Source organism: Thermanaeromonas sp. DSM 22490 (genome assembly GCF_056378755.1).
The window spans coordinates 73180-95149 of sequence record NZ_JBJHHE010000004.1 but is presented as its reverse complement, the minus strand read 5'-3'; the positions used below and the strand labels follow the sequence as shown (position 1 = coordinate 95149).

Annotated in this window: 19 protein-coding genes; all 19 read right to left on the bottom strand. The window is 51.7% G+C overall.

Annotation, left to right across the window (positions count from 1 at the left end):
• Nucleotides 1–23: 23 nt before the first annotated feature.
• Complete coding sequence (locus tag AC1BI1_RS04510) at nt 24–323, bottom strand: acylphosphatase (protein ID WP_476716081.1); 300 nt, start codon at nt 321–323, stop codon at nt 24–26.
• Nucleotides 324–491: 168 nt separating this feature from the next.
• On the bottom strand, nt 492–2078 hold the full coding sequence (locus AC1BI1_RS04505; RefSeq protein WP_476716080.1) for an HD domain-containing phosphohydrolase: 1587 nt from the start codon (nt 2076–2078) through the stop codon (nt 492–494).
• Between the two features lie 297 nt (nt 2079–2375).
• Nucleotides 2376–3590: a 6-phosphofructokinase gene (locus AC1BI1_RS04500; RefSeq protein ID WP_476716079.1), complete on the bottom strand. Its 1215-nt coding sequence runs from the start codon at nt 3588–3590 to the stop codon at nt 2376–2378.
• Between the two features lie 19 nt (nt 3591–3609).
• The gene (locus tag AC1BI1_RS04495; RefSeq protein ID WP_476716078.1) at nt 3610–4599 is read right to left on the bottom strand and encodes a DMT family transporter; all 990 of its coding nucleotides are present in this window, start codon (nt 4597–4599) and stop codon (nt 3610–3612) included.
• A gap of 196 nt (nt 4600–4795) precedes the next feature.
• Nucleotides 4796–6157 carry a dihydropyrimidinase gene (gene hydA, locus AC1BI1_RS04490; protein ID WP_476716077.1) on the bottom strand — a complete coding sequence of 454 codons (1362 nt, stop codon included), beginning with the start codon at nt 6155–6157 and terminating at the stop codon, nt 4796–4798.
• A gap of 18 nt (nt 6158–6175) precedes the next feature.
• Nucleotides 6176–7417 carry a threonine synthase gene (locus tag AC1BI1_RS04485; protein ID WP_476716076.1) on the bottom strand — a complete coding sequence of 414 codons (1242 nt, stop codon included), beginning with the start codon at nt 7415–7417 and terminating at the stop codon, nt 6176–6178.
• A gap of 19 nt (nt 7418–7436) precedes the next feature.
• Nucleotides 7437–9998 (bottom strand): selenium-dependent xanthine dehydrogenase, encoded by a 2562-nt coding sequence (gene xdh / locus AC1BI1_RS04480; protein ID WP_476716075.1) that lies wholly within the window; start codon nt 9996–9998, stop codon nt 7437–7439.
• A 19-nt stretch (nt 9999–10017) separates the two neighbouring features.
• Nucleotides 10018–11376 carry a PLP-dependent cysteine synthase family protein gene (locus AC1BI1_RS04475; RefSeq protein WP_476716074.1) on the bottom strand — a complete coding sequence of 453 codons (1359 nt, stop codon included), beginning with the start codon at nt 11374–11376 and terminating at the stop codon, nt 10018–10020.
• A 203-nt stretch (nt 11377–11579) separates the two neighbouring features.
• Nucleotides 11580–12038, bottom strand: a complete 459-nt coding sequence (locus tag AC1BI1_RS04470; RefSeq protein ID WP_476716166.1) for a phosphatidylglycerophosphatase A family protein — start codon at nt 12036–12038, stop codon at nt 11580–11582.
• Nucleotides 12039–12210: 172 nt separating this feature from the next.
• A complete protein-coding gene (gene yqeB, locus AC1BI1_RS04465; protein ID WP_476716073.1) occupies nt 12211–13032 on the bottom strand; it encodes a selenium-dependent molybdenum cofactor biosynthesis protein YqeB in 822 nt (273 codons plus the stop codon).
• Between the two features lie 6 nt (nt 13033–13038).
• On the bottom strand, nt 13039–14406 hold the full coding sequence (gene yqeC, locus AC1BI1_RS04460) for a selenium cofactor biosynthesis protein YqeC (protein WP_476716072.1): 1368 nt from the start codon (nt 14404–14406) through the stop codon (nt 13039–13041).
• Between the two features lie 22 nt (nt 14407–14428).
• Complete coding sequence (locus AC1BI1_RS04455; protein ID WP_476716071.1) at nt 14429–14965, bottom strand: cupin domain-containing protein; 537 nt, start codon at nt 14963–14965, stop codon at nt 14429–14431.
• Complete coding sequence (locus tag AC1BI1_RS04450) at nt 14959–15285, bottom strand: XdhC family protein (RefSeq protein ID WP_476716070.1); 327 nt, start codon at nt 15283–15285, stop codon at nt 14959–14961. Before AC1BI1_RS04450 ends, AC1BI1_RS04455 begins: the two co-directional genes overlap by 7 nt.
• Before the next feature lie 75 nt (nt 15286–15360).
• Nucleotides 15361–16122 (bottom strand): XdhC family protein, encoded by a 762-nt coding sequence (locus AC1BI1_RS04445; RefSeq protein ID WP_476716069.1) that lies wholly within the window; start codon nt 16120–16122, stop codon nt 15361–15363.
• A 33-nt stretch (nt 16123–16155) separates the two neighbouring features.
• Nucleotides 16156–16833 carry a pyrophosphatase PpaX gene (gene ppaX, locus AC1BI1_RS04440; RefSeq protein WP_476716068.1) on the bottom strand — a complete coding sequence of 226 codons (678 nt, stop codon included), beginning with the start codon at nt 16831–16833 and terminating at the stop codon, nt 16156–16158.
• Nucleotides 16834–16847: 14 nt separating this feature from the next.
• Entirely contained in the window at nt 16848–18278 is a 1431-nt protein-coding gene (gene gatB, locus AC1BI1_RS04435; protein ID WP_476716067.1) for an Asp-tRNA(Asn)/Glu-tRNA(Gln) amidotransferase subunit GatB, read from the bottom strand.
• The gene (gene gatA, locus AC1BI1_RS04430) at nt 18278–19744 is read right to left on the bottom strand and encodes an Asp-tRNA(Asn)/Glu-tRNA(Gln) amidotransferase subunit GatA (RefSeq protein WP_476716066.1); all 1467 of its coding nucleotides are present in this window, start codon (nt 19742–19744) and stop codon (nt 18278–18280) included. Before gatA ends, gatB begins: the two co-directional genes overlap by 1 nt.
• 42 nt (nt 19745–19786) lie before the next feature.
• The gene (gene gatC, locus AC1BI1_RS04425) at nt 19787–20071 is read right to left on the bottom strand and encodes an Asp-tRNA(Asn)/Glu-tRNA(Gln) amidotransferase subunit GatC (protein WP_476716065.1); all 285 of its coding nucleotides are present in this window, start codon (nt 20069–20071) and stop codon (nt 19787–19789) included.
• A gap of 168 nt (nt 20072–20239) precedes the next feature.
• Nucleotides 20240–21952, bottom strand: coding sequence for a methyl-accepting chemotaxis protein (locus tag AC1BI1_RS04420; protein WP_476716064.1), 1713 nt, complete (start codon nt 21950–21952; stop codon nt 20240–20242).
• Between the last annotated feature and the right edge of the window lie 18 nt (nt 21953–21970).

Below are 21970 nucleotides of genomic sequence, written 5' to 3'. Positions count from 1 at the left end.
TGACCTAGTATTTCTTGCGCCACTTAAATCTGGTCACCGGGAAAGTAAGTGTCTCTTATTTTAAAACCCTTTTCCCCTTGGGGCTCCTCGTATCTTATCTCTATACCTTCTACCTGAGCCCAGCGGGGCCCCCGCCGGCATAAAGACAAAAACTCCTGTACCTTCTCCTGAGGACCTTCCACCACCCCTTCTACCGTACCGTCGTAGCAGTTACGTACCCAGCCGCTCAGTCCTAGGTTTACAGCATGATTGAGGGCAAAATAGCGATAACCCACTCCCTGAACCCTGCCGCGGACAGAAAAATGGGCCCGTACTGAAGGCATAATTGAGCCAATCCTCCCCTCCCTATAGACAGTTTTCTCCCTGATTTCACAATCTAAACATTTAATAAATTGTTCCCCACGCCTCACAAATAGTATACCCCATCCTTTTGTGTGCCATCCACGCTCAGGTTCCTTTACCACGTTGGGTCCCTGGGGACAAGGAAGATTTCAATGATAGGAATTGCTTATCGCCACAAATTCCTTCTCGCACTGTAAAAACGCATCCACGACCTCGGGATCAAAGTGTTCTCCCCTATCAGCACAGATCCTTCTGATCGCCTCTTCATGGGATAGTTCGCCCTTATAAGCTCTTTTTGAGCGGATTGCGTCATAGGCATCGCAAAGGGCAAAAATCCTTGCCTCTAGAGGAATCTCTTGACCTTTTAAACCATCCGGGTATCCTTTGCCATTATATTTTTCATGGTGATACGCACAAATATTCCTGGCCATGATAAGAAATGAGGGTTTAGTCTTCAATTTGTCGATGATACTCTGAAGCACATCTCTTCCTACCCGGACGTGTTCCTTGATCTTTTCGTATTCTTGAGCGGTCAGCTTTGTTTCTTTCATTAGGATAGAATCTGGTATGCATACTTTACCTATATCATGTAGCAGGGCGGCTTCATATAGATCTTCGATAAATTCCTCTGTAATTATCTTGCTATACCTTGGATTATTCTTGAGGTATCTTGCCAACACTATTGCATAGTTCCTTGTTCTTTCCAAATGGCCTGCTGTTTCTGGATCTCTCCCTTCGGTAAGCTCTACAAGAGAAGAAATAATTGCTTTTTGCGCGCCAATCAGATCTTTGAATGTTAAAACATTGGTATATCCAATAATGAATGTAAGCACCAGAAATAACCCTATAAGCATCGCAGATATTAGTATGAGGCTTCGCAAAGCATTTTTAAGTAAAGGGTAGCTGTGGACTATAGCTATAATCCATTTTTGCCCCGAAAGGAGTTCCAGCATAGAATAGTGAAGAGTTTCTGTATCTGAAAGGTATAACCTGCCATTATCTTCAGTAAAGACATAAGGTGAGTCCTTAAAGATAATAGATCCATTTGAGCCAATTGATATCATCTTCCCGCCATTGGTTTGAATAAATACATGTTGAGGCAGTGCCTCCAAAATTTTAGATGCGTATAAATCTAATACTAAAATTCCCCTTTTGTTATTGTTAGAATCAAACAAGGGGGTGGCTAATCTTATAACTGGTATCCGTAATGCTTGTCCCTTATCATGCTCAACATCCAAATTGATTAGGGATACATAGACCCTGTTTTTCCCTAGTTTCATATACTCTTGAAAATAATACTGATCCGCGCTAAGTTGCAAGTGGGAATCAGGAACAATGGTAGTGGTACCGTCTTCTTTATTTTGTATTCTAATTAATTCATATCCTGAGGAAGTGATGATCCCTATTTGAAAATACTGTTTATGAACCGTCGCAAAACTATGTAGTATTTCCTGGGTTTCCTTCTTGTACATTGGAGACTCAAAACCACTATCTATGTATCTCTTTATGCCCGGCAGATCATTTAACAAAAATAAAGACTCATAGGAATGCAAAATAACTGTACTAACTACGTGTTTTGCTAAAAGCAATTGGGCAGCGGTATTATCATGTCGCCATCTAGCCTCTTGCTCATATATCTGATTCCCGCCCAAAAACAAAACTAGCGCAAAAAGTATAAAAATACCTATGGTAGCCCCAACAAGCAACCTATTTTGCCGCCAAAATCTCTTACCCATGCGCTTTTCCCCACGTAATAAGTTGTGGTTTAGTGGACATCGCGCTGGTAACCCCGCCAGCGTGAAAGTCTAAAAAATATGACGGAACAAATCAAGCGTGGTTTTTGCTCAACGTAAGTGCTGAATCTATCCCTTCAATCCGTCCGCCACTGGCCAAACACCTCCTTTCTTTATTACGATACATAATTTTGTCGGCGCGACTTATAAGCGGATCTGTGGTGCTACAATCTTCAGGATACACAGAGAGCAACAACACTAAATCCCGTGGTACGCCGGCCGTCAAGTTAGAACTCCCAGTTAAACCCGACATCCTTTAAGCTGCACATATTCCGGCAAGCCATTGCGGTAATTTAATTTTACCTCCCCCCGGATCAAAGGAGAAGCATACTCGATAAAAGCCGGGGTCACATCATTGCCAGCCTCATTAATCCATTCTCGCGGCATCTTGCGCTCCTGGTTGGCCACCTCCCTCAAAGGTACCCCTGTAAAGGAGCAGCGGTATTCAGGCCCCGCTTCCCTTTGCAGGGCGACCATTATCCCTGTCTGGCCCGCAAGAGCACTTTTTACAGCCTCAGCACCCCCACGGTAAGCTTCTTCCAGATCAGTCAGCGAAGCCAAATGCATAGCGCTGCGCTGAGCAGTACTTAATACCACAAAACGCCCTTTAATCCCCACTTCAGTTTCCACTAAGTTTTGCAAATATTGGCCCAGACCACCAAGTCTTTGGTGGCCGAAAGCATCCAAAGTCTGGCTATCGTTAAAAATATACTCTCCTTTGGCATCTACCAGGCCTTCGGCCACGGCAACAACCACATGGCCCCGCTCTGCATATACCCTTTTAACATCAGTAACAAAACTTTGGAGATCAAAGGGCACTTCCGGGAAATAGATAAGGTGAGGCGCTTTCCAAGGCCCTTGACGTGCCAGGCTGGTAGCAGCGGCTAACCAGCCAGTATTGCGGCCCATAGTTTCTATAATTAATACTTTAGTTGAAGTAACAATCTGCTCCAGATCAATACTCATCTCGAGTACTGAGGTGGCCAGATATTTGGCAGCACTGCCGTAGCCCGGACAATGATCGGTCAAAGGCAGGTCATTATCAATGGTCTTGGGAATGCCGATTACCCCCATGTCCCAACCTTGAGACCGGGCCAGTTCGTCAACCCTTTGAGCTGTATCCATGGAATCGTTGCCACCGATATAGAAAAAGTAACGGATATTCCGGGCTTTGAAGACATCCATAATCCTTTCATAGTCGGAGATCTTGAGTTTGTATCGGCAAGAACCCAGAGCCGCACCTGGGGTATAGCGCAGGGCCTCAAGGGTGGCTCTATCTTCTTGCCGCAGATCTATAAAATCCTCTCGCAAAATGCCCAGGATGCCGTTCCGGGCGCCCCAAATTTCACCTATTTCCTCGTGTTGCAAAGCTTCCTGGATGACGCCTGCTAAACTGCTATTGATGGCAGCCGTCGGTCCTCCTGATTGGGCCACTACACAATTAGCTTTTACCATGGGCCTACTGTCAACCTCCTTACCTCGAAAAAGCTTTGGCGTGACTACACTTGGGTTTAAGGCATCGGGTAGAATTCTTCGAATGCTGTTCCGAAGTCAGAGAAAGGCCTACACCACCTAAAACCAGGATAATACCTATACCATGGTAAAGGTATAATCGTTCTCCCAGGAACAGGGCAGCCAGGGCTATGGCAAAAATGGGATTAAGATTATTAAAAATAGCTACGGCACCGCTTCCGATGCGGTATACAGCCTCAAAATTGAGGACGACCGCCAGCCCGGAAACGGTACAGCCCATATAAAGAAGGAATATCCAGCCTTGCCAGGAAAGGTGCCACCCTCGCGTCATGACTTCCCAGAGTGCCAAAGGTAAAAGCCAGAGGATGCCAAAAAAAAGACCGTAGGCTGAAACTACTATAGGTAAATAGCGCTGCATAAGTTTTTGGCCTAAAATGTTGCTGAAAGCAACAGCGACAACGTTCAAAAGTAAAATGCCATCCGTCGGCGTAAAGGATACGGACAGCAACCGTTCCACGGAACCCCGAGTAGCGACGATTAGAAGCCCTGTAAAAGCTATGATTATTCCTATTACCTGTATGAGGGTCGGCTTGACCCGCCAGAAAAGGGCTAAAAGAATCAAGGTCACGGCAGGAAAGGTGGCAAAAATGATAGCAGCATTAATTGCGGGGCTAAAGCGAATACCCCAAGCAAAAGTGCTATAAGCCAAGCTAATACCCACAAAACCCTGCAGCGCTAGCCACCAAAGGTCTTTCCCCTTGGGCCTACAGGCTGGCCCTAGCCGCCAGACAAAAGGCGCTAATATTGATAGACCTAATATGGCCCGCACGGCTGATAAAGCAAAGGGTGGCACCTGGGTAGCTACGATTCTGCCAGCTACTACGTTACCGCCATAAAGGAGACAAGCTAAAATTATTTCTGCATAACCAATTTGCCGGAATCGTCTCTCCTCCAGGCTATCACAGGACACCTTCCCGTTGGACACCTTCATAAGAGGTTACCTTCTTTCCCCCTGGAACTAGGAGTAATTGTATCTCTTCTCCCAGGGTATTGCAACCACAAATTACCCCTACCTCAGATAATACCGAGGTAGGGGCTGAGTATAATTCTGTCTTGGTTAGTTTATTGCTTCTATACAGGGATTTACACCGTATAATTTTTATCAATGGGAGTAGCCGGAGCCTCATTTATACTGTAGTTTTTCCCGGAATAAATTGACCCTGACCCGGCCGGCCCAAGAAGCGGCCTTGATAAAAAATTAGCTGACCGCGCAAGATGGTGGCCTCGGGATAGCCCCGTAAGGTGAAACCGGCAAAGGGCGTATACCCGGCTGCCGAATGAAGCTTTTCGGCCTCCAGCATCATCTCCTGCCGCGGGTCAAAAATAACAATATCGGCATCGCTACCCACTTTCAAGCTGCCTTTGCGCGGGTAAAGACCAAAAAGGCGGGCCGGATTGCTGGAGAGAACCTGTACCAGTTGCGGCAGAGTCAACCAGCCTTCCCGCACACCAAAGGAATAAAGAAGCGGGAGCAGGGTCTCACTACCCGGTATCCCGGCCGGTGTATTAAAGAAAGCTGTACCGGCAGCCTTTTGACCAGGAGTATAGCTGCAGTGGTCGGTGGCCACCACCTGGAAATAGCCCTCGGATAGGGCCTGCCAAAGTTTTAGGTTATCCTCTTTCCGGCGCAAAGGCGGGCACATGAGATAAAGGGAAGCGTCTTCCGTAGCATAGGCCTCTTCGGTTAACAATAGATAATGCGGGCAGGTTTCCCCATACACTTTTAGCCCCTCCCCCTGGGCAGAGGCTATCAGTTCGGCTGCCTCACCGGTGGAAATATGGACAAAATAAGGGCAGGTTTCTAGCCGGCGGGCCATTTCCAGTATGCGGCGCACCGCTTCTACTTCTGCTGCTGCCGGGCGGCTCCGGGCATGGTACTGAGGCGAAGTTTGCCCGGCACCTGTCAACTCCTCACGGGCAGCCATGACTATATCGTGATCTTCGGCGTGGACGGTTACCAGGGCGCCTAAGTTTTTTGCCTGCTCCAGACAACGCTCGATGGCTGCGTAAGACAGCCGCTGGTTATAAGTAGTAAAGACTTTGAAGCTCACCAGGCCCCGCGCTACGGCCTCCCTCAAGGCTTCCCTGTCCTCTTCCTGCCCGGGAAGCAGTACCAGGTGGAGGGCAAAATCCACCGCCACCTTGTCTCGGGCCTCTTCCAGCCGCCGGTCAATTACCTCGTTCAGGGAGTCTTGAGGGCTTGAGGGTTCAGCATAATCAATAACGGTGGTCACGCCCCCGCACGCGGCTGACATGGTACCTGTATAAAAATCGTCCGCGGTCAGAAGATCGCCAATGGGCATCTGGTAATGTACATGGGCGTCAATTATGCCGGGCAGTACATACTTGCCTCTGGCGTCCAATACTTCAGCTCCGCTAACCTTTAAATCAGACCCTAAAGCCTCGATCTTTTCCCCTTCAATAAGCAGATCTCCCTTTTCCACTCTATCTTCAGTAACCAGCCAGCCACCTTTGATGAGCAAAGTCACGGGGGCCACCTCCTTTATTTAGAGTAAGCCTTCAAGCACTTGAGCCAGTTCATCTATATCCGGCGGCAAGCTTATAGGAGCACCCGCCGCCTTTATGGCATTGGCCACATCTTTAAGACCGTTACCTGTCACCAGGCATACTACCTTATCCTCAGATCGCACAATTCCTTCCTGCACAGCTCTGATCAGACCTGCCAGGCCGGCTACACCCGCCGGTTCACCGAAAACCCCGCAAGTACGTCCTAAGAGGCGCATGGCCTGCAAGATTTCTTCTTCGCTCACATTGATCATGGTGCCGCCCGAATCGCGGACAGCCCGCAGAGCTTTCTCGGGATTGCGCGGCACTCCCACGGCTATGCTGTCGGCCAAGGTATTTTCCTCGGCCGGCTGCACTTTGCCTCCCTCCCGGAAAGCCTTGGTAATGGGACAACACCCCTCAGCCTGCACCCCCAGCATCCGGGGCAACCTGTCAATCCAGCCCACCCGGTAAAGATCTAACCAGGCTTTCCAGGCTCCGGCTATGGTGCAGCCGTCACCGACAGACACTACCACCCAGTCAGGCACTTCCCACCCTAATTGTTCTGCCACTTCTAGGCAGACCGTCTTTTTGCCCTCTACTAAATACGGGTTGATGGCAGCATTGCGATTATACCAACCCCAACGTTTGATAGCTTGGGCGGATAAACGGAAGGCGTCCTCATAGGAACCCTGAACGCTCACTACGGTGGCGCCAAAGATAAGCAGTTGAGCCACCTTGCCCTGAGGTGCCCTGGCCGGTACAAAAATAAAAGTTTTCAGCCCTACCGAGGCTGCCGCACCAGCCAGGGAAGAAGCGGCATTACCGGTAGACGCGCAGGCCACAGAGGTAGCCCCTTCAGCTAAAGCCCGGGCCACGGCTATGGCCGAAGCTCTGTCCTTGAGAGAAGCGGTGGGATTAACCCCATCATCCTTAATATAGAGGTGCTTTAATCCTATTTCCGCTTCCAGTCGTGGTACCTTATATAAAGGACTCCAGCCCACCCTTAAAGGCGGCAGCGGTCCTTCCTGATTAACCGGCAGAAAAGGGCGGTAGCGCCACATGGAAGGTTCACGATTGCCCTGAAGGCTTTGGGGAGAGATAGTTCTCTTAATGTAATCGTAATCGTAATCAACGTCTAAAATCCCTTCTTTTTCCCCGCAAAAGCTGCAGGTATAAAGCCCTACCTGGGGCTGGTACGTTCTTCCACAATTAATACAATGCAACCCGGCTATATTCGACATGGCCGCCCATCTCCTCTCTCTACTTCCTACTATAAGGCGAACCCTCCAGGGGTAAAGAGGTGCGGAAAATACCGTCGCGGCGAAAATAGGCACCGGCTACCGCTGCAGCAGTAGGTATAGTAGCTAATTCACCTATACCCTTAGCTCCAAAGGCGTACTGAGTGCCTCCCTTTTCCACTAATATGGTTTTCATACGCGGTATTTGGTGGAACCGGAACAGACCCAAGCGGCCCAATTGCTGATACTGGGGGATACCATCTTTAAGGGGGAAATCCTCAGTGAGGGCAAAACCTAAGCCCATAACTATGCCACCCTCGATCTGGCCTTCAATGTTGAGGGGATTAATGGCCCGGCCCACATCATAAGCAGCCACTACCTCCGCCACACGGCCTTCCTCATCCAGGATTACCACTTGGGTGGCATAGCTGTAAGCCACATGAGTGACGGGGTGCTCTTTGTTAGAATTTATGGGATCGGTAGCGCCGTAAAACTCGCCTATAAAGGTACGGCCTTCTAGCTCCTCCAAGGTGCTTTCTTTAAGGGCCTTGACCAATTCTTCTGCCGCCCGGCGCACGGCTTCACCAGTAAACAGGCTCTGGCGGGAAGCAGTGGTAATGCCGGCATCCGGGGTAAAAGCTGTGTCGGCCAGGGTAACTTCTATCTTCTCCACTGGTAAACCGGTGGCTTCCGCCACTATCTGTATCAGCACCGATTCCAGCCCCTGGCCTAGGCAGGCAGCCCCGGAGTAAATATGAATTTTGCCGTCCTTGACTACTAAATTGGCCCGGCCGGTATCGCGGGTTCCTACACCTAAGCCCACGTTCTTGAAGGCACAGGCTATGCCGGCATAGGGGCTGCTATCAAAGGCTTCTTTGACAGCCAGCAGGGTCTCTTTTATACCCACGTCCTCGGTCACTATCTGGCCGGTGGCCAGGGTGTCTCCCGGCTCCAGGGCATTTATCCAGCGGATCTCCCAGGGAGATTTGCCTACCCGCTGGGCCAGCAGATTCAACTGGCTTTCGCAGGCAAAGGCCGCCTGCGGTACCCCGAAGCCGCGGAAAGCCCCCGCGGGAGGATTATTGGTGTAAACAGCCCGGCCGTAAATTTTTACGTTTGGGATGCGATAGGGCCCGGTAATATGGTGGCAGGCCCGCTCCAGCACTTGAGCACCCAAGGAGGCATAAGCGCCGGTGTCCGCTGTAATCTCTGCCACCAGGGCCACCAGTCGGCCTTGGGCATCACATCCTGTAGTCAGCTTAATTTCCATGGCATGCCGTTTGGGATGGACCAGGATGCTCTCCCGGCGAGTTAAAGTAATCTTGACCGGACGTTTGGTAGCCCAGGCCAGCAAAGCTGCGTGGTGCTGCACGCTTAAGTCCTCTTTACCCCCAAAGGCCCCGCCCACATACTGGTTTATTACCCGCACCTTGTCGTGAGGCAGCGCCAGAAGAGAAGCGATCTGCTCTTGGATCTCATATACACCCTGGGTGCTGGTATAGATAGTTATCCCCTCGCCCTCCGGCACTGCTATAGCGCTTTCCGGCTCTAAAAAGGCGTGTTCGGTAAAGGGAGTCCGGTAGGTCTGGCTCACTACATGGGCGCACGTCTTCAGCGCTTCCTCAGCCTTGCCCTTATTTATCCTGGTTTCGCTTAAAATATTGCCTTTGGGGTGCAGGGCCGGAGCGCCCGGCGCCAGGGCAGCCTCCGGGCTGGTTACAGGGGGTAGTACCTCATATTCCACTTTAATGCTCTCGAGAGCCTTCTGCGCAACCTCTTTGGTTTCAGCCGCTACCAGGGCTATAGCGTCCCCTACGTAGCGCACTTCTTCTCCTACAGCTACCAGGGCCGGCCAGTCTTTAAATATATGGCCCTGGTAACGCTGGCCCGGAATATCCTCGGCAGTGAGCACCGCCACCACTCCCGGGAGCTCCCGGGCAGGGCTTACATCCAGAGATAATACCCGGGCGCGGGCATAAGGCGGCCGGAGGACGGCGCCGTAAAGCATATTGGGAAAAATAAGGTCATCTACAAAGGTGGCCTGGCCTAGAGCCTTGGCCGGCGCCTCCGGCCGGAAAAAGCGCCGGCCCATGCCGGCCTCTTCTCCCCTGCCGGGCGATACTTCTCCCCGCAGTGCTCGACCCGCCAGCTGCACAGCAGCAATAATTTTTTGGTAGCCGGTGCAGCGGCACAGATGAGCTCTAAAGGCCTGCTTGATTTCTTCCTCGGAGGGATTATTGTTGCGGTCAAGCAACGCTTTGGCTTCCATGACCATACCGGGGGTGCAGAAACCGCACTGCACTGCCCCGGCGGCGGTAAAAGCCCAGGCATATATCTCTTTCTCCCGGGGAGTTAAACCTTCTATGGTTAAGACTTCCTGGCCGACCGCCTTAGCTGCCGGTATCCGGCAGGCCCGCACCGGCCGGCCGCCCAACAATACGGTACAAGCCCCGCAAACCCCTTCGCCACAACCGTTTTTGGCGCCGGTAAGCCGCAGGTGATCGCGCAGTACATCCAGCAAAGTAGCCTCTGCCGGTACTTCTACCACCCTCTGCTGCCCGTTAACTATAAGCTCCAGGCGCATCTCGGCCCCTCCTCCATTCCTAGCGCATAGCCCGGATTTTTTCGTCGTACTCCTTTATCTTGGCATATTCATCTTCCCAGAAGCTGGGGCTCCGCATGGAGTCAAGGTATTCCTTGCTGTAGCCAAAGGGCAGCCAATCCGCTTCCTTCTGGGCAAAGAGGCGCTCCTTGGCTTCAGGTTTGCGGAAATCATAAATGTATTCTTCATTCGCCCGCAAGAAGATATCGCGGAACCAGCGTTCCAGAACAAAATCGGTTATTTCCAAAGTACGCTTTTCCAGATCATCCAGGACGGACCGGTAACGGTCGAAGCCGTCGGTAGCAATAGTAACCACATTGTCGCCAGGGCCTAAGCGCAAGTACTTGGCCATCTTGATGGCTCCCAGGACGTTACATATACCGGAAACGCCAAAGTGATCTTTAAGCTGCAGGGCTACTTCCTCTTTCACACCCATCTTAATCAAGGTCTCTGTCCCGTCCTGGATAAGCTTTAACCCCTTGACGCAATCCTCGTCATGAATGAGAACGACAAAGTCAGTATTAAGCACATTATGAATCAGAGTACACATTTTATCGCCTATGCCTTCGATACGGTGCTGGCCACGCCCTCCGGTAGCCAGGGTGGAACATTCATAGGGCTCCAGGGCAACGACTTTACACTCGGGGAAAACCTGCTTAATCTCGTCTCCAGCGCCAATGGTACCGGCGGAACCTGGCGCCGAAACAAAGCAGGCAATACGACCATTGCCTACATCTTGGACAGCTTCAATGGCCGAATTTCCCGTCACATAGCGGTGGAAACGGTAGTTGGGAAGAAGCTCAAACTGGGCTAAGGCAAAGTTCTTGGGATCTTTTTTGAGTTCATGAGTGCGCTGGAGGGTTAGAATAACGTCGGATTCTGTGCCCGGAGTCAGATCTAATTCCCCACCGTATTTACGTATGCGCTCGTAGCGTTCATCGCTCATACTGTCGGGCATTATGACGATGGCCCGGTACCCCATGAGACGGCAGATGTAGGCCACACCAATACCAAAATTACCGGTAGACGGCCCCAGGATAGTATGTTCTCCTGGGCGGATAACTCCATCCACACAGCCTTCAATCAGCGTAGCGTAAGCCGGTCCTACCTTATGGGAGCCCGACGGGAAATAGCGTCCCAGGAGGACCACAATATTGGCGTCCACTCCGGTTAGCTCTGGAGGCAACACCATCTTGCGCACCTGGTTGTTCTCGTCTTTCCAGGTAATATTAAAGAGGTTAATAGGATCTAACTCGTCCTCCTTGAGAGCTTTAATAGCTCTCTGGCGTACAGCCGGGTCGATTTTTTCCGGATAGAGCATCTCCTCATAAGTCGGCCCGAAGGGAATTCTGCTTGCCATAAGCAATACCTCCTAAATTATACCCATTAAGTATAATGTTAATGTGAGATTAAAACTTTACTATTACTTACAATACTATTTCGACGAAGAAAAAACAATCCCTCTTTTTCTTTAGAAAAAAATAAGGGCGGGAGTATACCCGCCATAGAGCCCTATAAATATTCTCGGGGTCTCTTCCTTTAATTAGGTACTTCGAAGGAGATTTAACTGCCATCCCTTTCCTGGTGGGCCAGACGAGCTGCGGCTGCTGCCGCAATAGCGGCAATTAAATCATCTAGAAAAGTGTTTACCCTTTCTCCTTTTTTCTCATTGATCTTACCGATAATCCCTGGTTTCACTTTGTCTAAATAGCCAAAATTAGTGAGGCCTATGGAACCATAAATATTTACAATGCTCAAGGCCAGCACTTCGTCGATGCCGTATAGGCTATCATCACTGCGCAACATGGTAGTCAGGGGCTCGGTCAACTGCCCCTTTTCAGCCATCTCATCCAGGGAAAGACCAGTAAAGACTGCATTTTGGACTTCGCGTTTCTCCAACACCCGTTCCACGCTCTCCAGGCAATCTTCAAGAGTCAAACTGGGAATGTATTTTATTTGAATAGAATAAACAAGGGAAGCTATATCCTCTACTGTGACACCCCGCCTTTCTAGCCATTCCATGGTTAGATACTTTAGGTTAAGGTTGCCCGGGCGCCTCTGCTCCTGAGGGATTTGAGCCACACTCACTCTTACTCGTCCTCCTTCCTGGTACAGGGGTTTCGCTTTTTTAACCCAGTTGTATGTTTCTCTCCCTGTTCCAGTTCTTCCTGCTAGCTATCTGCAAAAATATTGATTAATCCCGGTTGGTCACCGCTTTTACCCGATTTTGAAAGTATAAAATAGCCTCCAATACCCCTCCCGCGACGGCCCGCGCTTTATCGGAAATAGTAAAACAGTACTCGCGCTTAGCTCGGGGATCTACATCTCCCACTTTCATACCTTTGGTGACCCATAAACCGTCGTGGAGCATCCCGCGCAATACTCCATTAATGGCCGCTACCACTGGTATGCCTCCCACCAGGGCTACTGTTTCCCCTGCCTGCACTTGCGCACCAATTTCTTTGAGCCCCTGGAAGAGGCCCTCCGCTGGAGATCTGAGCACCCTCTCGTGGCTGTAGCCGTCCACTTCACCCGGCACTCCTGTATTGGGCAAAGCTTCGCCCTGGAAAATTACTCGCCCCAAATAATGGCCGCGCATGGTCTCTATGACCGCATGGGCATCCCGGCCGGCCCGGAAGCCCGGACCCAGGGCAATGACTATCGGCGCTTGATGTATGGTAGTTCCCAGGTTGGTTTTGGCCATAATGGCATCCACCACTACCTGGGGCCGGAGATCTTCGATTACCCTGCCCTGGGGATCGATGAGGACGGCAACCTCGTCGTGGGAAGCCACCTCCCATGCTTCCTCGCTGTTTCTTACCAACCTACCGTTGAGGTCTTCTACTATGACGCTCCCCTGGTAAACAGCTTCGGCAAAGGCTACAGTCCGTCTTATCACAGTAGGCTGGGGTATTTCGGTCATAATTATGTGAAACCCTGCGCGCCACAGCCGATGGGCAACGCCGCTGGCCAGGTCCCCAGCTCCCTTAATAACCACAAGCTTTTCCCGCACCATTTCCCTTCACCCTTCCTTTATTCCGTCCACCCAACGCCTGTAATCTGCCGGTGTATCTATATCCTCTATCACACCCCGGCAGTCTACTGGTACCAGGCATACTTCTTCCGGATAGCGTGCAAAGAGAGCCCGGGCGCCCTGGTCACCGCTAAGGTTATTTATCTCCTCCCAAAAAGAACGATCCACCAGCACCGGGTTGCCCCGCTTCCCGCAGTAAAAAGGAGCCACAAGCTTTCTCCCCTGCTCAAGATAAGCGTCTCGCAGGGCCGTAAGAACTGAAGGGCTGACTCCCGGCTGGTCCCCTAAAACTACCAGAGCACCGGCTACTGAAGGCGACAAAGACCTCAAACCAATCTTTAGGGAAGTGCTCATCCCTTCCTGGTAGTGGGGGTTAAAAATAAGGTTAACCGGATAGCCTCGTAAAAGGTGAGCAACCCTATCCGCAGCATGGCCCAGAACAACTGCCACTTCTCCTATACCAGACGCCAGCGCTACTTCCACCACCTGCTGCAGCATAGTCTTATTCTTTATAGGCAAAAGCTGCTTAGGGGTACCATAGCGCCGGCCTTCGCCGGCAGCCAAAATTATAACCCCCACCCGGCTGGAAGATTGAGCTGAAGACAATAATACCTGCCTTACAGGGGCTTCAGTTTTCAAGGCCCCTAATATTACCCGTTCCGCTCCCTTTTTTAATAGTTCTTCAGCCAGACAATATCCCGCCTGCTGCTCCTCTGCTTCCTCGGCCTGGTTGAGGAGCACGGCCCAGCGGGCAGAAGTCGGAAGGCCTTTACGGCCCCCCTGGGGGTGGCTTAGAACGCGAGCCGCCAGTTCAACAGTAACCTGCCGGGGGACTTCTCCCCCTAAAATACCAGGAGCAAGCTCCGGGCGGTGCACCCAGGGCCTGTCCAGGGGACGGCCTAAAACCTTTAAACCCATAACGGTAATTACCAGGGTGCTTACTGCCGGAACAACAGGTTCGTGGACAGCCGGGATTTTGAGCCAGGCTCCGGCCGCACCATCGCCTTCTACTAGGATATAGTCCGCAGGCAGGCGAGCGAGTAAGGCGATGGCTTCCGGATCTACCCCCAGAAGCTTATCACCCGGACCTATCCCGCTTCCGCAGGTGACCAGAGGAGAATTTTGTAGCCGTTGGGCTACACCCGCTACTAGATCAGGTATTTCCGGCAGGCACAGGGGTTCAGCTAAAAGGCGGGCCTGTTCCATTAACATTTTAGTGGTAGTAGTGGCTATTACCTGTTTGCCTCTGGCTACCAGTTCCCGGGCTAAACAAACAAGGGCAGAAGTTTTCCCTCCTGCCCCGACCAAGGTAATAATCTCTTTTTCTCCCAGTTCCAGTGCCGTCTGCAATTCCATGTAGGGAGATCACACCTTAGAATTAGAATAAGGGAGGTGTTATGGCCGATAGAAAGACCAGCTCTTTATCGCCAGGATTCCAGAGCTTGTGGGGCACAGCCGCATAGTAATAAATGCTGTCCCCTTCTTCCAGGTGATAAACCTCTCCACCGATGTCGATATCCATACAGCCTTGCAGCACCACAATACATTCTTCTCCCGGGTGGGAAAGGGGTTCATCAGCGCTCACTGCACCTGGTTCCAAACGGGCTATCATTACTTCCATCTTGCGATTAAGATCAGGAGATAATAGTTCGTAGCTCAGATGCGACTGGGGGAATCTTAAAACCTTACGTTGATCCCGCCGGACTACCGGGCTGTGATCATCGTGGTTTAAAAGGAAATAGAATATGGGCACTTCCAGGGCTTCCGCTATCTTGCGGAGGGAAGTAATGGAAGGATCAGCCAGATCCCTTTCCACCTGACTTAAGAAACTAGAGGTAAGCCCTGTTTTTTCGGCTACATCCTTTAAGCTCATACCCTTTTCCCGGCGGATTTGGCGAATTTTTTTACCTAACATTGCTGACCTCCCAAAGGTTCCATAAAGACTTCCATAATACCCCCACAGATCATGCCTTCATCTTCAGCCACATCGGCGGTAAGATCCAAACGGTATAGCTCTGGTTGGTTTGTCTTAAGGACCTCCAGGGCCCTTTGTCGCACCTCTGCTTCGGCACAACCACCGCCGATGGTGCCCAACATTCTCCCATCAGGCAAGATAATTAGGCTGGCACCTGCCTCCCTCGGCGTGGAACCTTTAGTCCGTACAATGGTAGCCAGCACAAAGGTTTCTCCTTTTTCTAGCAGCTCGACAATAGTATTTAACATTTCCCTATCCATGAATCCCCACCTGTAGAACTATCTTTTACATTTATACAACATTTTTAGCTATTTTCCTTCTACTATAATTAATTTTTAGCCTTTCTTCTCCTTTCCTCGCCGGTAATCCCTTATAATTTCAGCAATGATGCTTACCGCAATTTCTGCCGGAGTCTCCGCCCCAATATCCAGGCCGATGGGAGCATAAACCCGGGAGAGCATTTCCTCTGTAACCCCTTCGGACAGCAGACGGTCTTTAACGCCTTTTACCTTCCGGCGGCTACCGATCATGCCTATATAAGCAGCCGGAGAATTGATGACCCTGCGCAAACATTCGTAATCATGGCGGTGCCCCCGGGTGACAATGACAATATAGGTGGCGGGATCGATTTTTATCTTCCCGAGGGCGACCTCGAAATCCTCGCAAATTATTTCGTCGGCTGTGGGAAAAAGTTCACGATTGGCAAAAGTCGGCCGATCATCCACCACTGTAACTCGGTAACCCACTTCCTTGGCCAGGGCAGCTACCTTTTGCCCCACATGGCCTCCTCCCAGGACCAAAATTTTCGGTTCCGGCAGTACTGGCTCCAGAAAAATCTCCACTTCTTTGGCAGGAAGGACTATGGTAACCATTTCTGGCTGTCGCCGGGCAAAAATTTCTGGTATTCTCCTGGCTATCTCCGCTTCCAGCTCTAGATCGCCTAAGTTGCCCACCCCTGCACCATCAAAGAAGTAAAGTTTCCTGGCCCCGGGTCTAACTTGGGCATCCCCTTCAGGAACCACCCGAACCACCCTGGCTGCCACCGCAGGCCGATTCGCATCCAGAGCCTCCTGTAATTCTCGGAAAAAAGCTAGCATGAACTCACCCCCACTCAGGCTGCCTGTCCGGTATTAAGGCAAGAGGCCGCTATTGCCGGTCAGAGCCCTGGCACCTGCCACGGCCAGGGCCACCAACTCCGCCATAGAATCCACCCAAAAATCAGGCCGGGCTGCCAGCAAGCGCTGGCGGGGAACACAGCTCCATCCTGCAGCTACCGAAGCCACACCGGCTGCCCGGGCTGCAGCGATATCATGGGGGCTATCCCCTACCATTAAAGCCGCCTCCGGTGGCAAGGCCAGGAGTTCCAGAGCTCGCTTCACCGGCTCCGGACCCGGTTTATGGGTAGCCACATCCTCCAGGGTAACTATAGCCTGGAAAAAGTCCTGCAATCCAAAAAGCTGCAAGCCATAAAGGGTGGTATCGCGCACCCGGGAAGTTACAATGCCCAGCTTAAGTCCACCCCGCCGGAGCTCTTCCAAACCTTCTCTAACTCCGGGACAGAGGCGTACCAATTCCTCGAAGTGCTCCGCGCTATAGCGGCGGTAGATGGGGAGCATCTCCTCCACCTTGTCCGGCACGAAGGCCGCCAAACCTTCCCGCAAGGGTACCCCAAAGTAGGGATAAAGTTCCTCAGGCTCCACAGTGCGTTCCACATAAGGCTGCAAGGTATACTGAAAGGATTTGATTACCAAGTCCGAAGTATCCAGTATGGTACCATCCAGGTCAAAGAGGACTCCCTGCCAGGCCAAACTTTTGCCCTCCTCTAAAGGCGCTCCTTGAGGAGCTCGTTCACCAGACCGGGGTTGGCCTTGCCTTTGGTCTCTTTCATGACCTGGCCCACCAGAAAACCTAAGGCTTTTTCTTTGCCCTTACGGTAATCCTCTACTACCTTAGGATGGGCGGCCAGGACCCGCTCCACGACAGCCGTAAGCTCGGCCACATCGCTTATCTGTACCAGGCCCTTAGCTTCCACGATCTCCCGGGCTCCCCTGCCGGTGGCAAACATTTCCTCCAGAACCTGCTTGGCGATCTTTACGCTGATGGTACCCTCTTGCTGGAGCTTTAGCAGCTCCGCCAGCCCTTCGGGGGAAACCGGCGCTTGGTTGGGCTCCAACCCTTTAGCATTCAGCAAGTGCAGGAAATCACCCATAAGCCAGTTAGCTACCTGCTTGGCATCGGGAAAGAGGGATACTGCCCGCTCAAAATAGTCAGCCAGGGCCTTGGAGCTGGTAATAATTCCCGCATCGTACTCCGGCAAACCGTACTGGCGGATCAGCCGCTCCCGCCGGGCATCGGGCAACTCCGGTAGGGTAGCCCTCACCTTCTCAATCCACTCGTGATTAATGGCCAGGGGTACCAGATCCGGTTCGGGGAAATAGCGGTAGTCATGGGCTTCTTCCTTGCTCCGCATGGTATAAGTTACCTGCTTTTCTTCATCCCAGGCCCGCGTCTCCTGGACTACCCTTTCGCCCCTTTCCAACACAGCAATTTGCCTCTCGATCTCAAAGCTCAAGGCCCTTTGCAGGGCGCGGAAAGAGTTCATGTTTTTAACTTCGGTTTTGGTTCCGAAAGTGGTCGAACCTTTGGGACGGACCGAAACATTGGCATCACAGCGCAAAGAGCCTTCCTGCATTTTACAGTCCGAAACTTCAATATACTCCAGGATGGCCTTTAATTTTTCCATATATGCCCGGGCTTCTTCCGGCGAGCGCAAATCTGGCTCTGATACGATTTCCAGGAGGGGTACACCTGCCCGGTTATAATCCACCAGAGAATAATCGCCGCCTGGACCTTCCACATGGATAAGCTTCCCCGCATCTTCCTCCATGTGGATGCGCGTAATGCCGATGCGCTTTTTAACTCCGTCCACTTCTATTTCCAGATAACCATTCCGGGCCAAAGGCATATCGTACTGGGATATCTGGTAATTCTTGGGTAAGTCCGGGTAATAATAATTCTTACGGTCAAACTTGCAAATGGGCGCTATCTCGCAATTTAGGGCCAGGGCGGTCTTCAGGCCGAATTCCACCATCTGGTGGTTGATAACAGGCAGCACCCCCGGCAGCCCTAAGCAAACGGGACAAATGTGCGTATTGGGTTCGCCTCCAAAAGCAGTAGTGCAGCTACAAAAAGCTTTGGATTCTGTTTTTAGTTCCACATGAACTTCCAGGCCAATTACTGCTTCGTATTCCATTAGGCAACCACTCCCAATTCCGGCCGCCGCCGTAAATTGACGGTAGCCTGTTCCAAGGTATAAGCCACCCGGAAAAGAATCTCTTCCGCAAAGGGTTGAGCAATAAACTGCAAACCCACCGGCAAGCCCTGGCTGAAACCGCAAGGAACAGAAATAGCCGGTAATCCCGCCATATTCACCGGAATGGTGCACAAGTCAGATAAGTACATGGCCAGGGGATCATCCACCCTTTCTCCCAGGCGAAAGGCTACCGTGGGTGAAGTAGGCGTGGCCAGGACATCAAAGCGTTTAAAGGCTTCCTCAAAGTCCCGGCGTATAAGGGTGCGTACCTTAAGAGCTTTAAGGTAATAGGCATCATAATAGCCCGCGCTCAAAGCATAGGTGCCCAGCATGATGCGCCGTTTGACTTCAGGACCAAAGCCTTCTCTACGCGTCTTCATATACATGTCCACAATATCCTTACCCGGCAGCCGGAAACCGTAAGCCACCCCATCATAACGGGCCAGGTTGCTGGAAGCTTCCGCCGGGGCCACCAGGTAATAGGCCGGCAGGGCATACTCGGTATGAGGTAGAGAAATTTCTTCACAAATAGCCCCTAAGTCGGCCAGGCGGTCAATAGCCCGCCGTACTAAAGTTGCCACCTCAGGTTCCATCCCGGCGGCAAAATATTCCTTAGGCACACCCACTTTGAGGCCCTTAATATCCGGCCGCAGGGCTGCCAAGTAATCGGGCACCGGGAAGTCCGCCGAGGTAGAATCCGCCGGATCATGGCCGGCGATGGCCTGCAAAACCAGAGCGCAGTCGGTCACGTCCCGGGTGAGAGGTCCGATCTGGTCCAAGGAAGAAGCAAAGGCCACCAACCCGAAGCGAGAAACCCGGCCGTAGGTCGGCTTTAACCCTACCACGCCACAGAAAGAGGCTGGCTGGCGGATAGACCCACCGGTATCGGATCCTAAAGAGTAAAAAGCCTCACCGGCCGCCACGGCAGCCGCTGCTCCCCCGCTGGAACCTCCGGGCACCCGCTCCAGGTCCCAGGGATTGCGGGTAGGGAAAAACCGAGAATTTTCCGTCGACGACCCCATGGCGAATTCATCCATATTGAGCTTGCCCAGCAAAACAGCCCCCGCTTCCTTGAGCTTTTTCACCACAAAGGCATCGTAAGGGGGCACCCAGTTTTCCAGCATTTTGGAGGAACAAGTGGTGCGTATTCCTTCTGTACAAAGGTTATCTTTAAGGGCCATGGGTATGCCGGCCAGGGGACCCAATTCTTCCCCTCTAGCCCGGGCTGCATCCACTGCCCTGGCCTGTTCCAGGGCCACCTCGGGTGTAAGAGTCACAAAAGCTTTAATCTGCCCTTCTACTTGTTCAATACGCTCCAGCATAGCTTCCGTTAATTCTACGGAGCTGATTTCCTTGCGGGCCAGAAGTCTGCCCACTTCGTGAGCGCTCATATAAAAAAGTTCCAACCAGTAGCCCTCCTTTATCCTAGTCCGCGACATTCAAGCAGGCTAAACTACCCGCGGCACCTCAAACTGGCCCTCTCTGGCAGCAGGTGCGCCTTCCAGGGCTTTTTCCCGCGGCAATCCCGGCCGTACCGCATCTTCCCGAAAAACATTGCGCAAAGGTAAAACGTGGGCTGTGGGTTCCACTTCCTTGGTATCCAGAGCATTTAGTTTCTCCATATAATCAAGGATGGCATTGAGCTGCTGGGTATAAGCCTCCTTCTCCTCCTCAGAGAGATAAAGCCGCGCCAGCAGAGCTACGTGTTCGACTTCTTTTTTACTTAGAGGCATCCTTCCACCACCCTGGGCTAATTTACCACGGGAACATTATAGCAGAGAAAAAAATTAAGGGCAACTTTATGGCCCTTGGCCCCCCTTAAATAACACCTTTCCCTCTTCTCGGCTTTCCCTGCCAGCCTCTTCCCGCTGTAACTGCTGAAGTCTCCTGCTGGCCCAAACTTAAGAAGGCAGATGGAAACGGCTGACAAGGTTAACTAAAGAAGAAGTGATCCTGTTGAGATTATCTATACTTTCCCGCAGAGTAGCAGCGGTAACGGCCTGCTCCTCGGCTGAAGCTGCAACTTCCTCAGCCGAGGCGGCTGTTCCCTGAGATACTGTAGCCAGGTTGGTCGCTCCTTTAGCCACCACCTCGGCCACGTATTTTACCTGTTCGGCTACTCCCTTCACTTTCGAGGCCAATAGCTCTACCTGGTCCGACCGGGCGAGCACTTCCTCTAATACAGCCACCAGGGATTCCACTGCCTCTCCTGAACGTTTGACTGAGCTATTCTCCTCTGCTACCGCCTTTTCTACAGCAGTGATCCTCTCCTGCATCTCAGAACTTAAGGCACCGATTTTAGTTGCTGCTTGACCCGCAGTAGTAGCTAACTTGCGCACTTCTTCAGCTACTACAGCAAACCCGCGGCCATTTTCTCCTGCTCGTGCAGCCTCTATAGCCGCATTCAGGGCTAAAAGGTTAGTTTGATCTGCTACTTCAGTAATCACCCTCAGGGTTTCCTCAATGCGCCTTGCTGAACTCGCCATCAGCTGCACAGAATCTGCTGTAATCCGGCTTATTTCTTCTAAAGATCTTACTGTAGAGGCTAACAGGCGGGCTTCTTCTCGGCCTCGTTTGACGGCCACCAGGCTATTCTCTGCAGCACCCGTTATTTCCGTAGCCGCGTCTAACAGTTCGCCGGCTGTGGCACGTAAACTCTCCGAGGTTTCGTTTAAGGATTGTACCTGAGTACTCTGAGCATCAGCCCCTGCGGCTACCTGGCTGGCCGCCTGGGCAACTTCATGCGCTGTTCTGGTAACGGTATCTGCCACTTCCTGTAAAGGATTTACAGTCCGTCCCAAGGACTCCCCTGCACTCCTGATCTCCCGCACTAAAGTAGCAATCCTGGCTATTAGAGTATTAAAAGCATTGGTCACGTGCCCAATTTCGTCTATGGCAGGTACTCCTAGAGTAATGTTTAAATCCGCTCGTTGTGCCTCCGTGGCCGCCGCCATGGCTTTAGAGAGGTATTGCATATTTCTGCCTATACTGGCAAACAGAAAGGCACAATAGGCAGCGACCATTGCGGCAACCAGGGCGGCCACCCAGGGAAGGTGGGAAAAGAAGAAGTGGGTTGCCACCTCTTCGTTTAAGTAACCTACTACTGCTCCCCACAAACACATGGAGGCGCCGCCTGCCACCAGAACAGTACCTATGGCCACCCGCAGCCAGATGGGGTACAAACGCTTGCCCCCAGTGGCAAAATAACCCTGACTATATTTCCATTCCAACAAGTAGGCAACCAACATAAAAGTACAGCCCGTGACTAAGGCTGCCGTACCAGCACCCGAAGATAAAATAATCCACAGCTTGGTATTCCCCAAGTCGTAGCCTACCAGCATCAATACCCCTTCCCCTATAAAAAAGGCCAGCATCACTACCAAATACTGTACCAATACTTTGGGTAAGGCCTGGGCATTGCTCTCCAGTTTGCGTAAGCTATGTATAACCCAAAGAGTAGAAACTAAAACAGCAACTCCTGTCCAGGCCAGAACACGCGGCTGCAGGGCAAGGGCCAGAGTTTCTTGCAGAGTAAGATAACCCCCTGCTAACACCATTAGGAGCCAAAAAGCCAGCGTGCCGAAAATATTGAAAAGTACCGCGAACATAACCATGAATTATCACTCCCCCTA